11 protein-coding genes and 1 tRNA gene are annotated in these 15,624 nt (G+C 58.7%); 7 read left to right on the forward strand and 5 right to left on the reverse strand.

What is annotated here, in order from left to right:
• Positions 1-8 precede the first annotated feature (8 nt).
• From RGAI101_RS01445 to fabI, 4 genes are all read right to left on the reverse strand, one after another.
• Positions 9-1,853: a peptidyl-prolyl cis-trans isomerase gene (locus RGAI101_RS01445; RefSeq protein WP_008226380.1), complete on the reverse strand. Its 1,845-nt coding sequence runs from the start codon at positions 1,851-1,853 to the stop codon at positions 9-11.
• A 66-nt stretch (positions 1,854-1,919) separates the two neighbouring features.
• Positions 1,920-3,047 carry an aminotransferase gene (locus tag RGAI101_RS01450; protein WP_008229002.1) on the reverse strand — a complete coding sequence of 376 codons (1,128 nt, stop codon included), beginning with the start codon at positions 3,045-3,047 and terminating at the stop codon, positions 1,920-1,922.
• Positions 3,048-3,223: 176 nt separating this feature from the next.
• The gene (gpt, locus tag RGAI101_RS01455) at positions 3,224-3,736 is read right to left on the reverse strand and encodes a xanthine phosphoribosyltransferase (RefSeq protein WP_008227237.1); all 513 of its coding nucleotides are present in this window, start codon (positions 3,734-3,736) and stop codon (positions 3,224-3,226) included.
• Between the two features lie 3 nt (positions 3,737-3,739).
• Positions 3,740-4,546 carry an enoyl-ACP reductase FabI gene (gene fabI, locus RGAI101_RS01460; protein WP_008225387.1) on the reverse strand — a complete coding sequence of 269 codons (807 nt, stop codon included), beginning with the start codon at positions 4,544-4,546 and terminating at the stop codon, positions 3,740-3,742.
• Between the two features lie 212 nt (positions 4,547-4,758).
• Here fabI and pdxH point away from each other — a divergent pair, with 212 nt between their 5' ends.
• The 5 genes from pdxH (at position 4,759) to RGAI101_RS01485 (ending at position 10,880) form a co-directional block, all read left to right on the forward strand.
• Positions 4,759-5,364: a pyridoxamine 5'-phosphate oxidase gene (gene pdxH, locus RGAI101_RS01465; RefSeq protein WP_008225340.1), complete on the forward strand. Its 606-nt coding sequence runs from the start codon at positions 4,759-4,761 to the stop codon at positions 5,362-5,364.
• A 70-nt stretch (positions 5,365-5,434) separates the two neighbouring features.
• Complete coding sequence (locus RGAI101_RS01470; RefSeq protein WP_008228454.1) at positions 5,435-5,983, forward strand: cold-shock protein; 549 nt, start codon at positions 5,435-5,437, stop codon at positions 5,981-5,983.
• A complete protein-coding gene (locus RGAI101_RS01475; protein WP_037227094.1) occupies positions 5,938-6,447 on the forward strand; it encodes a DUF192 domain-containing protein in 510 nt (169 codons plus the stop codon). The genes RGAI101_RS01470 and RGAI101_RS01475 overlap by 46 nt, the downstream gene beginning before the upstream one ends.
• Before the next feature lie 64 nt (positions 6,448-6,511).
• Positions 6,512-6,588, forward strand: a tRNA-Pro gene (locus RGAI101_RS01480).
• Positions 6,589-7,226: 638 nt separating this feature from the next.
• Positions 7,227-10,880: a vitamin B12-dependent ribonucleotide reductase gene (locus RGAI101_RS01485; protein ID WP_008226142.1), complete on the forward strand. Its 3,654-nt coding sequence runs from the start codon at positions 7,227-7,229 to the stop codon at positions 10,878-10,880.
• 591 nt (positions 10,881-11,471) lie between these two features.
• Here the strand turns inward: RGAI101_RS01485 and RGAI101_RS01490 are convergent.
• Positions 11,472-12,281, reverse strand: a complete 810-nt coding sequence (locus RGAI101_RS01490; protein WP_008227223.1) for an IclR family transcriptional regulator — start codon at positions 12,279-12,281, stop codon at positions 11,472-11,474.
• A 145-nt stretch (positions 12,282-12,426) separates the two neighbouring features.
• Between RGAI101_RS01490 and RGAI101_RS01495 the strand changes: the two genes are divergently transcribed.
• Both RGAI101_RS01495 and RGAI101_RS01500 read left to right on the forward strand, forming a co-directional pair.
• Positions 12,427-14,007, forward strand: a complete 1,581-nt coding sequence (locus RGAI101_RS01495; protein ID WP_008228205.1) for a M81 family metallopeptidase — start codon at positions 12,427-12,429, stop codon at positions 14,005-14,007.
• A complete protein-coding gene (locus RGAI101_RS01500; protein ID WP_037227096.1) occupies positions 14,001-15,611 on the forward strand; it encodes an ABC transporter substrate-binding protein in 1,611 nt (536 codons plus the stop codon). The genes RGAI101_RS01495 and RGAI101_RS01500 overlap by 7 nt, the downstream gene beginning before the upstream one ends.
• Positions 15,612-15,624 lie beyond the last annotated feature (13 nt).

The raw sequence follows: 15,624 nt of genomic DNA on the forward strand, positions 1-15,624 counted from the left end.
GCGCCTTTTTAGGGGAAGTTCACATGAACGGCGTTGATCGCCTGCTGGTCAATCATCGGCGCGGTACGGCGCACGACGTCGCTGGAGTACAGCGCAAAGACATCCTGGCTAAGCTGCTGATTGAGCTGCGTTGTCAGTTGGTCCAGCAATTGACGGGTCTGTTCGGATTCTTCGGCAGCAGTGATGCTATCAACCCGCAGGATCGCGACGCTGTCCGTGCCTGCGATGGTGCGAATATCGCCGGGGGCCGCGTCGAACACTTCGGTCATCAGACCGTCGGGGGCCCCCGAAATCACCGCCTCGCGCGTCAGGTTCTGCTGGTCGGTCGGTGTCAGCCCAAGATCGGCAAAGTCACTGCCGCCTTCCAGCGCGCTTTGCGCCGTTTCGGCCTGCGCGGTCAGCGCTTGCAGCAGTTGATCGGCGGTCCAGGCCGCGGCGACCGATGCGCGTGCATCCTCGAAGGGATTCGGGCGCTCGGGCTTGGTGCCGTCCAGACGCAGGGCAAAGACGCTGCCATCTTCAAGCTGGTCAATCTTGGGGAAATCACCGTCGGTCAGGGCCGCGGCCGCAGCGCGGAACGATTCATAGGCGGCGATGCCCTGGTCGCTGTCGGCAGTCCACTCAGTGGTGCCAAGAGTCATCTTGGTTTCCTCGGCCAGCTGTTCCAGCGTGGCCCCACCGGCAAGCTGATCGTCTAGCTCTTGGGCGCGTACTTCGACAAGGCGCGCGGCACGGTCGCCTGCAAGGTCCTGCTGCAAGGCGGGGCTTGCCTCTTCAAAGGTGGTGTTCAGCGATGGCAAGATGCCGTTTACGCGAAACAATGCGGGTCCAAGGTTGCTGGGCAGGGGGCCCACGACATCGCCGGCCTCGGCGGCAAATACCGCTTCGCCTGCGGCTCCCAGCTCAAGGCGGCTCACGTCACCCATATCGATGTCCTCCAGTGTCAAACCACGGTCCTGCACCAGCGCGTCAAAGGTGGTGCCGCTGACCTCAAGGGCGGCAGCGGCCATGTTCGCGGCCTCTTCATTGGGGAACACCAACCGTTCGACCAGGCGACGTTCGGGCTGGATAAAGTCCGCTGCGCGGTCGTCATAGGCCTTGCGCAGTTCGTCTTGTGTGATCTCGACCTCGTCCAGCACGTCTTGGGGCGTCAGGATGATATAGGTGATGGATTTGCTGGCAGGCAGCATAAAGTTCTCCGGATTTGCATCATAGAATGCTTGAAGATCAGCATCGGTAGGGGCTGCCAATGGTGTTTGCAGGTCATCTTCGGTCAAGGCCGCCCATGTGAAGCTGCGCTTTTCGCCAACGAAATTCACCAGGGTCTGGGCGTAAACGTCGGGCATGGTTACGCCGCCGCTGATCGCACCTTGGAGCAGACTGCGCGCGGCTTCCTCGCGCAGCGATGTCTCGAACTCCGCTTCGCTCAGGCCTGCCTGTTGCAGCGCAAAGCGATAGCCTTCGCGGTCGAAATTGCCGTCAATGCCCTGAAACGAAGGGATATCGATGATGCGCTCGCGCAGGTTTTCATCGCCGATGGAAATGCCCATTTCGGCGGTTTCATTGTCCAATGCCCGCAGGCGCACAAGGCGCTGCAAGACGGCGCGGTCCAGACCAATCGCCTGCGCTTGCTGAAAGCTCAGCGTTTCGCCGGTCTGGCCTTCGATGGCACGGATTTGCTGCTGCAACTCGCGGGCATATTGATCGACCGAGATGTCTTTGTCGCCGACGGTGCCGATGCTGCTGACATTACCGTTGAAGTTCACCGCCCCAAAGCCGCCAAGGCCAAGGATCAGCATCCCCATCAATATCCAGACGGCGGTTTTCGCGACGCTATTGCCCTTGGCTTTCATAGTCTTACCCTTTTGCGCATATTTTCACCTATCTATGCGGTGCGCGCCAAGGGGGCAAGAGGGCGTCTAAAGCACGGCCAACCGGTCAAAAAGCACACTGATACCGGGCGCGTCCAGATTTGCGAAAGCGATACGTAACTGACGCGCGCCGGTCGGGTCTGTGTCGGGGCAAAACATCGTGCCGGGAAGACACAAGATACCCGCATCGCGCACCATGCGTGGCCCAAGATCAGCCGAGCTTTCCTCGAACGGATGGTGCAGATAGGCAAAATACCCGCCCAGGCCCAGCAGTTTCCACCCCTTCGGGGTAATCTTATGCATGTTGTCGGTGATCGCCTGACGGCGGGCCAGGATTTCATCCCGTTCACCGGCAAGCCATTGCGACAGGTTCTGCATGCCCCAAAGGGCGGCATGCTGGCCGATCTGCCCGGGGCAGATCGCAACTGTGTCAAGGAACTTTTCAACCTCGGCCAAGCGCGCCTCGGAAGCGATGATCGCACCGACGCGGTGTCCCGTAAGACGATACGCTTTTGAAAAAGAGTAAAGATGGATCAGCGTCGCCTGCCAGTCCGGGTTCTGAAACAGATCATGGGGCGGGCCGGTGCGGCTGTCAAAGTCGCGGTAAGTCTCGTCGAGGATCAAGGCGATGCCATGGGACTGGGCCAGGTCGAAAAAGGCGCGCACAAGTTCTGCGGGATATTCAACGCCGCCCGGATTGTTCGGGGTCACCAAAGCAATGGCGCGGGTGCGGTCGGTGATCAAGGCGGCAGCCGCCTCGGGGTCGGGCAAAAGGTCCGGCCCGGTCCTGAGGGCGACAGAGCGGACGCCGGACATATCCAGCCACATCTTGTGGTTGAAATACCACGGCGTCGGCAGAATGACCTCGTCCCCTTCGCCGCACAATGTGGCAATTGCCGCGGCAAAGGCCTGATTGCACCCCGAGGTGATGGCCGTCTGTGCCGCCGTGATCTCACCCGCGTAATGGCGTGCGGTTTGCGCTGCCAGTTCCGCGCGCAATTCGTCCAAACCCAGAACCGGCCCATAAAGATGTGCATCATCGCGCGTCAGCGCCACATCCGCCATCACCTGCCGCAAGGGTTGGGGAGGCGGTTCAACCGGGGCGGCCTGGCTGACGTTGATCAGCGGGCGATCTGCGGAAAAGGTGACCCCAAAAAGCCAACGGCGCGCGGCCATGACGGGAGGAGCGAAAGTGGAAGCGGTGCGGGTCAGCATCTGGGGATGGCTCCTGGTGGAATGGGAGGATGCCTTCGGCGAGGATATTTAAGAGCCAGAGAAGACGGGACGCGGGGCGCTTCGTTTTCCAAATGGCTTAAAATCCTCGCCGAAGGCATAAAATCTTTTAAGTGCGCCTAGTCTTTGCCGCGGTAAGGTTCGACATATTGCAACGCCATGTCCCAGGGAAAGAAAATCCATGTATCCTGGCTGACTTCGGTGATGAATGTATCGACCTGCGGCCGCCCCTTTGGCTTGGCATAGACAGTTGCAAGATGCGCTTGGGGGTACAGTTTGCGCACGACTTCGAGCGTCTTTCCCGAATCCACGAGGTCATCGATGATCAGGATGCCTGTCCCGTCGCCCATCAGATCGGCATCGGGGGCCTTCAGGACGATCGCTTCGGATTGGTCCTGGTGGTCGTATGACTTGATCGAGATGGTGTCGACGGTGCGAATGTCCAGTTCGCGCGCGGCGATCATCGCCGGGGCCATACCGCCACGGGTGATCGCGACCACGGCACGCCATGCGCCATCGTCGGGGCCCATGCCGTCGAGGCGCCATGCAAGCGCACGGCTGTCGCGATGGATCTGGTCCCAGCTGATGTGAAAACCTTTTTCATGGGGCAGGCGGGAGGAATCTTTGCTCATCACCTATTCCTTTGACATGTCGGGGGCGTCTACGGCCTTCATGCCGACAACGTGGTATCCCGCGTCTACATGCAGGTTCTCGCCTGTCGTGCCGCTGCCCAGGTCGCTGAGCAGGAACAGAGCGGATTTGCCGACATCCTCGATGGTGACATTGCGCCGCAGGGGCGAGTTGTATTCGTTCCACTTCATGATGTAGCGGAAATCGCCGATGCCGGAGGCTGCCAGCGTCTTGATCGGCCCGGCGCTGATCGCATTGACGCGGATGCCGTCCTTGCCAAGATCTTCGGCCAGGTATTTCACCGACGCCTCGAGCGCCGCTTTGGCAACGCCCATCACGTTGTAATGTGGCATGACCTTTTCCGCACCGTAATAGGTGAGCGTCACGGCACTGCTGCCGGGCTTCATCATCTTTTCCGCACGCTGCATCACAGCGGTGAAGGAATACACCGAAATATCCATCGACATGGTGAAATTGGCGCGGCTGGTATCGACGTAGCGACCGCGCAATTCATTCTTGTCGGAAAACCCGATCGCGTGGACGATGAAGTCAAGGCTGTCCCAGCTTTCCTTCAGAGTGTCGAACAAGCCGTCGATCGATTCTTCTGACCCAACGTCACAAGGAATGACAAGATCGCTGCCCAATTGTGCCGCAAGGGGGCCAACCCGCTTTTTCAGCGCCTCGCCCTGATAGGAAAATGCGAGTTCCGCACCGGCGTCTGCCAAGGTGCGTGCGATCCCCCAGGCGATTGACTTGTCGTTGGCCAGGCCCATGATCAGCCCGCGCTTACCTGCCATCAGGTCGTTTGCCATTGTTCATCCTTAGACTATGTCAGTGAATTATAATGCGTTTTATTGCATAGGGCCTTGGGCATCAAGGCTACAGTCCATAATCAACGGACTGCACAACTTTAGGGCGTAATTTTTGATTAAAGCGCGCCTTTTCGGTGTTGCGCTATGTTAATTCATTTCGGGCCTTGTTAACGTAAGGGTAATTTAGGGAAACTTGGAAGCCAGTAAGAATCATGGAAACGCGTAAGGGCATATTTGCGGGCGAAGATCCGTTCGGGATTGCCAAAAGGTGGCTTGAGGAAGCCGCGGATTCCGAAATCAATGACCCGAATGCGATTGCACTGTCGACGGTGGACGCTGATGGCATGCCCAATTCGCGGGTCGTCTTGCTGAAGGAAATCGAGCCGGATGCTTTCGTTTTCTACACCAATTACACCAGTGCCAAGGCTGCGGAACTGGATCAGGCGGGCAGGGCTGCTTTCGTGATGCATTGGAAGTCGCTGCGCCGGCAGGTACGCGTGCGGGGGCTGATTTCCAAGGAAGACGGCCCGAAGGCAGACGCATATTACAAGTCCCGATCGCTCAAGAGCCGGTTGGGGGCTTGGGCCTCCGATCAGTCCAAGCCGCTTTCAAGTCGGGCAGCACTTATGACGGAAGTGGCGAAAGTGACGGCAAAGAAGGGTGCAAATCCGGAACGGCCGCCGTTTTGGGGAGGCTACCGGCTGGCCCCGTTGGAAATTGAATTTTGGGCAGATGGCGAATTTCGACTTCACGACCGCTTTGTTTGGCGACGTGATGATCTATCTGCACGTTGGACCGTAACCAGATTGAACCCGTAGGGCTGTACAAACGTATATATTCCTTTACGAAAAAATGCATGCTCTGTTTGGATAATACCGAAGGACATTTGTGTCAGAAGAAGAAAACAATAACGCCGTGACAACCGGCTTGGTCAAATGGTTCGATCCGGCCAAGGGCTTCGGCTTTGTCGTGTCTGACGAGGGCGGGCCTGACATCTTGCTGCACGTAAACGTCTTGCGCAATTACGGCCAAAGTTCGGTCGCGGACGGCGCACGGATTGAGCTGACGGCGCACGAGACCCAGCGGGGCGTGCAGGCGACGCAGGTCCATGCAATCTATCCGCCGCAGATGCCGCAGACAGCGCTGTTGTCCGATATCGTCGGCGTTGATCCCGACATCGTTGCGGCAGCGCCTATTGAACCTGCGCGGGTGAAGTGGTTTGATAAATCCAAAGGCTTCGGTTTTGCCAATGTCTTCGGCAGATCCGACGACATCTTTCTGCACATCGAAGTCTTGCGCCAGTCGGGCCTGTCCGATCTTCAGCCGGGTGAAGCGCTGGCGTTGCGCGTAATCATGGGGGAGCGCGGCCATATGGCCGCCGAGGTACATGCATGGGAAACCGTTACAATCGACGAGACAGGGCAGGCGCAAAGCTGAGCTTTGCTACGATAGTTTTATTTTGCGGACTGCTGGCTGGTCCTGTTACGGGCGCGGCCGATTGCAGTGAGAACGCCGTCACCCTGCGTGGCGATTGGGGCCAGGCGCGATTCTCGGTCGAGATTGCGGATGACGGGGCCGAGCGCGCGCGCGGGTTGATGTTTCGCGAAACCATGCCCGCCAGCGCCGGAATGCTTTTTGTCTATGACCAGTCGCATCGGGCCAGCTTCTGGATGCGCAACACGCTGATTCCCCTCGATATGCTGTTCATTGATTCCCGTGGTGTTGTCCAACACATCCACCACAATGCGATTCCCCATGATGAAACACCGATTGATGGCGGCGATAACGTGCTGTCGGTGCTCGAAATCAACGGCGGTTTGGCCAAACGGATGGGCATTACAGTGGGTTCCGAGCTGCGCCATCGGGTCTTTGCCGAACTTAATCCGGCGTGGCCCTGTTAAACTGTCATTTTCAGTGAAGTTAGGGCTTTTCAATCAGATCACTTGAAGCTAAGTAGGCCGCAGTCGGGGCGTGGCGCAGCCTGGTAGCGCACCTGTTTTGGGTACAGGGGGTCGGAAGTTCGAATCTTCTCGCCCCGACCACTTTAAGAACCATCTACATATAGTGTTTCTGATCTGCTTTACGCAGATCGGACACTCTATTTGTGTTTGGCGAGCCTCGCTATATGTTGCCGATCTGCACGGATCTTTACGCTACATCTTGGGGCTGCAATTTTTTTCAGCACAGATGTCGTACCCGGAATTATCCCCAGATCGCTGTGAAGCGTTTTGTGGATATCTCACCCATCGGATGAGCGGCTCATGCTAAACCTGCGTCATTATTGACTTATCCCCAAGCGGCCATGCAGCGCGGCCAAGGCTCCCCCCTGTGCATATTAATGTATTGAATCACCCGCGCATGGGGTGCCTCAAAAAACGCACATCCGGTCAAGCCTGAACTTCTGACATTTGGAGAATAAAGGCGTTGACCCGCTAGGCCCAAATACGTCAAGTTGTGTAGATCGACGGTCACGCCACTATATCTAGTGGTAAACGCTAGGCGGCGGACCAAAGAGGCAGGTAAGGCAAACGCAATCGTTTTTGCACGTTGAAGAGGTTCCAGTGGGTCCCGAGAGGGGCGCGCTGGTGCGGAAGTCTTGTCCTTCGCCGATATCGCCGGGCGGTCTGCAATGTCAGATTGAGCCTTTGAATGTAGAGCTGAAGTAAATGGGGCAGCACCTATGAAAATCGAAAGAAAATTCACCACATCCGGGAAAGATGCTTACGCTGATCTGGATTTCGTGAGCACAGTTTCCGAAATTCGTAACCCGGACGGGTCGGTGGTTTTCCACCTCGATAACGTCGAAGTCCCCTCCAGCTGGAGTCAGGTGGCGTCTGACGTCATCGCACAGAAATATTTCCGCAAGGCCGGCGTGCCGTCGGCGACCAAGAAGATCAAGGAAAAGGGCGTCCCTGAATTCCTGTGGCGCTCTGTCCCCACAGAAGACGCCACCATGAGCGGCGAGACGTCCTCAAAGCAGGTATTCGACCGTCTGGCCGGTGCATGGGCTTATTGGGGTTGGAAGGGTGGTTATTTCACCACCGAAGAAGACGCCCAAGCCTATTATGACGAAATGCGCCACATCCTGGCCTCGCAGCGCGGCGCGCCGAACAGCCCGCAGTGGTTCAACACCGGCCTGCACTGGGCCTACGGGATCGATGGCCCGGCGCAGGGTCACTATTATGTCGATTACAAGACGGGCAAGCTGACACGGTCGACCTCCTCCTACGAACACCCGCAGCCACACGCGTGCTTTATCCAGTCTGTTGCTGATGATCTGGTCGGCGATGGCGGCATCATGGATCTTTGGGTTCGTGAAGCGCGCCTGTTCAAATACGGTTCCGGCACCGGCACCAACTTTTCGTCCTTGCGTGGCGCTGGTGAGAAACTGTCGGGCGGCGGCAAATCGTCCGGCCTGATGGGTTTCCTGAAAATCGGTGACCGCGCTGCAGGTGCGATCAAATCCGGCGGCACCACGCGACGTGCCGCGAAAATGGTGATCGTTGATGCGGACCACCCCGATATCGAGGATTTCATCAACTGGAAGGTCATCGAAGAGCAGAAGGTGGCGTCCATCGTCGCAGGCTCAAAAATGCACGAACGCGAGCTGAACAAGCTTTTCGCCGCGATCAAGGCATGGGACGGCATTCAGGCCGATGCCTATGACCCCGCCAAGAACGACCAGCTGAAGGCCGCGATCAAGGACGCAAAGAAATGCGCGATCCCCGAGACTTACGTCAAGCGCGTGCTGGATTATGCCAAGCAGGGCCACACGTCGATCGAATTCCCGACCTATGACACCGATTGGGATTCCGAAGCGTATTCCAGCGTCTCCGGCCAGAATTCCAACAACTCGATCCGCGTGACAAACGCGTTCCTGCACGCTGTCGAAAAAGACGCGGATTGGGAATTGATGGACCGCACAACAGGTCGCGTGTCGAAAACCATCCGTGCCCGTGATCTTTGGGAACAGGTTGGCCATGCCGCATGGGCCTGTGCCGATCCGGGCATCCAGTACCACGATACGGTCAACGACTGGCACACTTGCCCCGAAGATGGCGCGATCCGCGGATCAAACCCTTGTTCCGAATACATGTTCCTGGATGACACCGCCTGTAACCTAGCGTCGATGAACCTGCTGACCTTCCTGGAAGACGGCGAATTCATGGTCGAAGACTACATGCACGCGTCGCGTCTGTGGACCGTCACGCTGGAAATCTCGGTGATGATGGCGCAGTTCCCGTCCAAGGAAATCGCGCAGCGGTCCTATGACTTCCGCACGTTGGGTCTGGGCTATGCCAACATCGGCGGTTTGCTGATGAACATGGGTTTCAGCTATGACAGCGACGAAGGCCGTGCCCTGTGTGGTGCCCTGACCGCGATCATGACCGGTGTATCCTATGCCACATCTGCCGAAATTGCTGGCGAACTGGGGTCCTTCCCGGGCTACAAGAAAAACGCCGACCACATGCTGCGCGTCATCCGCAACCACCGCAATGCGGCCTACGGCAAGGCGGACGGCTACGAAAACCTGTCGGTCAAGCCCGTGCCGCTGGACCATGCGAACTGCCCCCAGCAGGCCCTGATCGAAGTCGCGACTTCGACCTGGGACGAAGCGCTCCGCCTTGGCGAACAGAACGGCTACCGCAATGCGCAAGTGTCGGTGATTGCGCCGACGGGCACCATCGGCCTGGTCATGGATTGCGACACTACAGGGATCGAACCTGACTTTGCGCTGGTAAAATTCAAGAAGCTCGCGGGCGGTGGTTACTTCAAGATCATCAACCAGTCGGTTCCGGCGGCCTTGGAAAAGCTTGGCTACGGGTCTGCCCAGATCGAAGAGATCGTGGCCTATGCCGTTGGCCACGGCAGCATCGGCAACGCACCGGGCATCAACCACACCACGCTGGTCGGTCACGGTTTTGGGGCGAACGAACTGGCCAAGGTGGATGCGGCACTGGCGCAGGCATTCGACATCCGCTTTGTGTTCAACCAGTGGACCTTGGGTGAAGAATTCTGCACCCAAGTGCTTGGCATCCCGGCTGACAAGCTGAACGATCCGACGTTTGACCTGTTGAAATCCCTGGGTTTCTCCAAAAAGGACGTAGATGCGGCCAACGACCACGTTTGCGGGACCATGACGCTGGAAGGCGCGCCGCATCTCAAGCCAGAGCACTATAATATCTTCGATTGCGCCAACCCCTGCGGCAAGAAGGGCAAGCGTTACCTGTCGGTCAACAGTCACATTTACATGATGGCAGCGGCACAGTCGTTCATCTCGGGGGCGATCTCCAAGACGATCAACATGCCCAACGATGCAACCATTGAAGACTGCCAGAAGGCCTATGAGCTGTCCTGGTCGCTGGGTGTCAAAGCCAACGCCCTGTACCGTGACGGTTCGAAACTGTCGCAGCCTTTGGCATCCGCGCTGGTCGAGGATGACGACGAAGCAGCAGAAACGCTGGAATCGGGCAACATCCACGACAAAGCCGTGGTGCTGGCCGAAAAGATCGTCGAAAAGGTCATCGTCAAAGAGATCATCAAATCGCACCGCGAAAAGATGCCTCAGCGCCGCAAGGGCTATACCCAAAAGGCCATCGTCGGCGGGCACAAGGTCTACCTGCGGACCGGCGAATATGGTGACGGCAAGCTGGGCGAGATCTTTATCGACATGCACAAAGAGGGTGCCGGCTTCCGCGCGATGATGAACAACTTTGCCATCGCCGTATCGGTCGGTCTGCAATACGGCGTCCCGCTCGAGGAATTCGTCGATGCCTTCACTTTCACCAAGTTCGAACCGGCGGGCATGGTTCAGGGCAACGACAGCATCAAGAACGCAACGTCGATCCTTGACTATATCTTCCGCGAACTGGCGGTCAGCTATCTGGACCGCACCGATCTGGCGCATGTGCAACCCGAAGGGGCCACATTCGACACCATCGGCCGCGGCGAAGAAGAAGGCGTGCGCAACGTGAGCGAAATCTCCGAAAGTGCTGCATCGCGGTCTCTCGAAGTGCTCAAGCAGATCAGCTCGACCGGCTATTTGCGCAACCGGATGCCGCAAGAACTGATCTTGCTTCAGGGCGGCAATGGTGATGGCACCGTTGCCACACTCGAGGCTCAGGTCACGCAGACTGCCAATCACACCGTGGCCAGCGCCATGACCTCGACCACCGCTGTATCCAGCGGCTCGGTCGGCATCGACGCCCGCACCAAGGCCAAGATGCAAGGCTACGAGGGCGAGGCCTGCGGCGAGTGCGGCAACTACACACTGGTGCGCAACGGCACCTGCATGAAATGCAACACCTGCGGCGGCACGTCCGGGTGTAGCTGATGCAATCCGGGCAAAGGCGGGCATTTTCCGATAAATGTTTGCCTTTGCCCCAACGCAAGCCCAAGGGTTTTGCGACCGACACGGGGCGGGTGCGCTCGCCCCTTGACGACGTTCAGGCCGCAGGCAACTAGAATATCGAGCGGTTAACATATTGAGCCTGAACGGCGAAACTCATGAGGAGGGCCAAGGCTCTCCTCATCTTTGTTCCCAAGTGGTCACGCCTCGCCAACCGACGATCTGCTTCTTCTCTGGCTCAAAAATATCCCGGGGGTCGGGGGGCTGGCCCCCCGTGCACTGCAGCGAGACACTGCAAGACGCCAGAACTTTATCGGATCGCGACTGAAGGTGTAACAAGCGGAAAAGCCACTTGTGACCTGGACAGTCCCACTCCTGATCACCATCCAAAATGATTATTTCGACCAGTGCTTAATGACACTCGAAGACAGTGACACCTCATTCTTTGCCTTGCCACCTCGCAGGATAAGAGACGAGCCACAGGGGGGGGCGAATTGTCCAGAGCCGGATACCCTTATCGAGCATGGACCGACTGGACAATAATTGGCGCGACATCCCCGGTCAGATACGCAACCGTTACAGGCTCCCGATGATGTTGCGCGCGGCAACGGTCGCAAGCGGTGCGGCTTGGGAGACGAAGCCCTCGGGCGTCCATTCCGACAATGATCCGGCCACGTGGATCGCACCCAAAGGCATGCCATCCCGCCGGGTCACTGCGACACCGATCGCGACCTCTCCCTGTACGAATTCGTCGACGACCACGGCATAGCCGTCCTTGCGCGCCTGGCCGACCAGTTCGATGATGGCGTCAGGGTCGGTTTGCGTCTTGGTCGTATAGGCCTTCAAGTTGGTCTGCATGATCACATCACGGGCCGCATCGTCCGACAAGGCGGACAGCACCGCACGGCCCCCGGCAGTGCAATAGGTCGGCACGCTATGGCCCACCAGCGTGGCGTAAAAAGTTTCACGTTTGCTTTGCATGCGCAGGGCGTAGATCAGCCGTGTCTGGTCAAACAGGCTGAAATCCACCCGTTCATGGATCGTCTTGCGCAATTCCAGAAGAACAGGGGTCGCCTTCTGGATCACCGGATCAAGCCGCAGCAAATCCAGCGTGTGATCCAGCAGCCGCAGTCCGGGCAGGTATCCACGATCATCCCAGCTGCGCCGGATATAGCCCAGCGTGAGCAGCGTGTGGATCAACCGCTGTGCCGCCGACCGGTCTATTCCCGCGCGCGCGGCCACCTCTGTCAGGCTGAGGGGGCCGTCAGCAAGATGAAAGGCGCTTAGCACCTGCATTGCGCGCCCCACCGACTGAACAAAAAGCCTGTCACCCTCTGCCTGAAAATTAGCCTTTAACGGAATATCGGCACGCAAAATACTTGTCATACTACTCTCTGGGTTGACGAATCTCGGGATCGGTCTCTACGCTTGCATAGCACTATAGAAGTATTGCTGTGCGATACACAAGGCTCGATCTTTTGCACCTTGCCCAAGATCGCAACCCAAGAAGGAACGTCACATGAGAGTGGCAATGGCTGGTTTTCTTCATGAAACCAACACGTTCGCACCGGCACCGGCGGATTTGGCGGCGTTTCGCGCTGGCGGTGGATACGTTCCGTGGACGCGCGGTGACGCGATCTTGCCTGCCTTCGCCTCGGTCAATCTGGGCATGTCCGGGGCGCTGCGCGAGGCGCGGGGATTTGGCTGGAATGTTGTGCCTATCGTTTGGGCAGGTGCCATTCCGTCGGCCCATGTCACACGCGAAGCATTTGAACAGATCGCGACCGAAATCGTGGAAGGCATCGCCGCCGCCAGGCCGCTTGACGGTGTCTTTCTGGATCTTCACGGCGCGATGGTCGCCGAACATCTGGACGATGGCGAGGGCGAGCTTGCGCGGCGCGTGCGTGCCGTGGTGGGGCCGGATGTGCCGATCGCCGCGGCGCTGGACCTGCACGGCAACATCTCAGAGGAATTCGTGCAAACGGTTGATGTCCTTGCAGGGTTCCGGACCTATCCGCATGTGGACATGGCGGCCACCGGCGCGCGTGCCGCGCAACTTTTGAACGACATGATGCAAACGGAATCGCGTCCGGCCAAGGCCTTTCGGCGCATGTCCTATCTCGTGCCAATTCCCTTCCAGTCCACTGATATCGCCCCGGCCAAGGATCTTTACGGCAGTCTCGCGCAGTTCGAAACGGACGGGGCGCTGTCGGCATCGTTGTTCATGGGGTTCCCTGCGACGGACATCCCTGATTGCGGCCCGACGGCCATCGCCTTTGGCACGACGCAGGCCGCGGCCGACCGCGCCGCCGATGCCATTGCCGCCGCTTACGAGGCGGCGCGCACGAAATTCGAAACCGTGACGTTCGACGCTGACAGCGCGTTGGTCGAGGCCAGGCGTCTTCTTGATCTTGGCGGGGAAGGTCCGGTAATCATCGCCGACACCCAGGACAATCCGGGTGCGGGCGGCGTTTCGGCGACCACGGGTATGTTGCGCGCACTGATCGCTGCTCATGCATCCAACGCCGCCATCGGCCTGATCGTGGACCCCGCAGCGGCGGCCCGGGCGCATGAGCTGGGGCAGGGGGCAACCGCCCGTTTCCGTATCGGCGGCCATCCCGGCCTGCCAGATGATGGTCCGGTCGAAGCCGATGCTTTGGTCGAGGCGCTGTCGGACGGGCATGTCCAGGCGACCGGTCCCTATTATGGCGGCACGCATCTGGACCTCGGTCCCTCTGCCTGCCTCAGGATCGGCGGTGTCCGGGTCGTGGTAACCAGCACCATCGCACAGATGGCAGACCGCGAGATGTTCCGGTTCGTCGGTGTCACCCCCGAGGAACAAGAGATCCTCGTCGTCAAGAGTTCTACCCATTTCCGGGCCGATTTCGCGCCGATTGCGCGCAACATCCTTGTGGCATGTGCGCCGGGCCCGATGCCGTTCTCGCCTTCCGACCTGCCGTTCACGCGGCTGCGTCCGGAGCTCCGGCTTTCTCCGAATGGCCCCCTTTTCGGGGACCTGCGTGCCGAAGATCGGCACCCCGACACCGGCGGTTTCTCTGCCGGGGTCCAACATAACCAAACCGACAACCAACATGGGAAACCAACATGCTGACTTTAAGATCTGCACTCAAACACTCCCGCGGTGTGGCGGCGGCTTTGCTGACATGCACGGCGCTGCTGTCACCTGCAGCCCTATCCGCACAGGAAGACGAAACCACCATCACAGCGGTGATGCATTCGGGCCTGCGCGTGCTCGACCCTGTCATCACCACGGCACATATAACCCGTAACCACGGCTACATGATCTATGACGTGCTGACCGCCGTTGACGAAAACTTTGCCCCGCAGCCGCAGATGGCCAGCTGGGAAATTTCGGATGACGGTCTGGTTTACACGTTTACCTTGCGCGACGGGCTGACGTTTCACGATGGCGCGCCTGTCACCGGCGCGGATGTCGTCGCCTCGCTAAACCGTTGGGGCAAAAAGGATTCCGGCGGCCAGTTGATCTTTGACGTGACCGCAAGCCTTGAAGCGCCGGATGATAAAACCGTCGTCTGGACGCTCAGCAAGCCCTTCGCGCCCTTGCTTGATGTGATTTCCAAGCAATCCGCCGTGCCGCCATTCATCATGCCCGCGCGGGTCGCCGAAACCTCTTCGGACGAGACGATCACCGAATACATCGGATCGGGCCCGTTCGTGTTCAACGAAGCCGAATATGAACCCGGCGTGAACGTCACCTACGAGAAGTTCGACGATTACGTACCGCGCGACGAACCCGCATCCTGGATGGCCGGCGGCAAGGTCGTGAACGTCGACAAGGTGGTCTGGACCACCATGCCGGATGCCCTGACGGCGCTCAACGCGCTTTCCGCGGGGGAAATCGACTATCTGGAACAGGTCCAGATCGACCTGATGCCGATCATTTCAGGCAACCCCGATGTCACGGTCGAAAAGCGTGATGAACTGGGCTATGTCACGATCGGGCGTCCGAACCACCTGCTGCCCCCCTTCGACAACAAGTTGATTCGTCAGGCGGCCATGGCGGCACTTGATCAGGAATCGATGTTGGCGACGATGCAGGGTGACCCGGCATACTACAACGTCTGCGGTGCGATCTTCGGCTGCTCGACCCCTCTTGGAGACGAGAGCGGATCGGAAGACCTGACCACCGGCGCGAACATCGAGAAAGCCAAGGCCTTGCTGGAAGAGGCGGGATACGATGGCACGCCGATCGTGCTGATGGCACCGACGGACGTCATCAGTCTGATCAACCAGCCTGTCGTGGCGGCGCAAGCCCTGCGCGAAGCAGGTTTCGAGGTCGATATGCAGTCCATGGACTGGCAGTCGGTCGTTCAGCGCCGCGCCCAGCAAAGCCCGGTCGCCGAGGGTGGCTGGAACATGTTCTTCACCAACTGGATGGTGCCTGAAGTCTCTGATCCCTTGATCAACGTGATGGTCAACGGACGTGGCGACGATGCCTGGTTTGGCTGGCCGACCGATCCCGAGATCGAACAGCTGCGTGCCGATTTCGTTGCGGCACCTGACGCGGCGGCCCAGAAAGAAGTCGCCGTCAAGATCCAGGAACATGTGATGGACAACGTGAACTACATCATGATGGGCGAATACATCATTCCACAGGCCCGTCGGAACACGATCCAGAACATGATTCCGTCGCCGGTTCCGGTCTTCTGGAACATGACGAAAGAAGCCGAATAAAACGCACTCCGAG

Origin of the sequence: Roseobacter sp. GAI101 (assembly GCF_000156335.1) — a bacterium.
Taxonomy (GTDB): domain Bacteria; phylum Pseudomonadota; class Alphaproteobacteria; order Rhodobacterales; family Rhodobacteraceae; genus Sulfitobacter.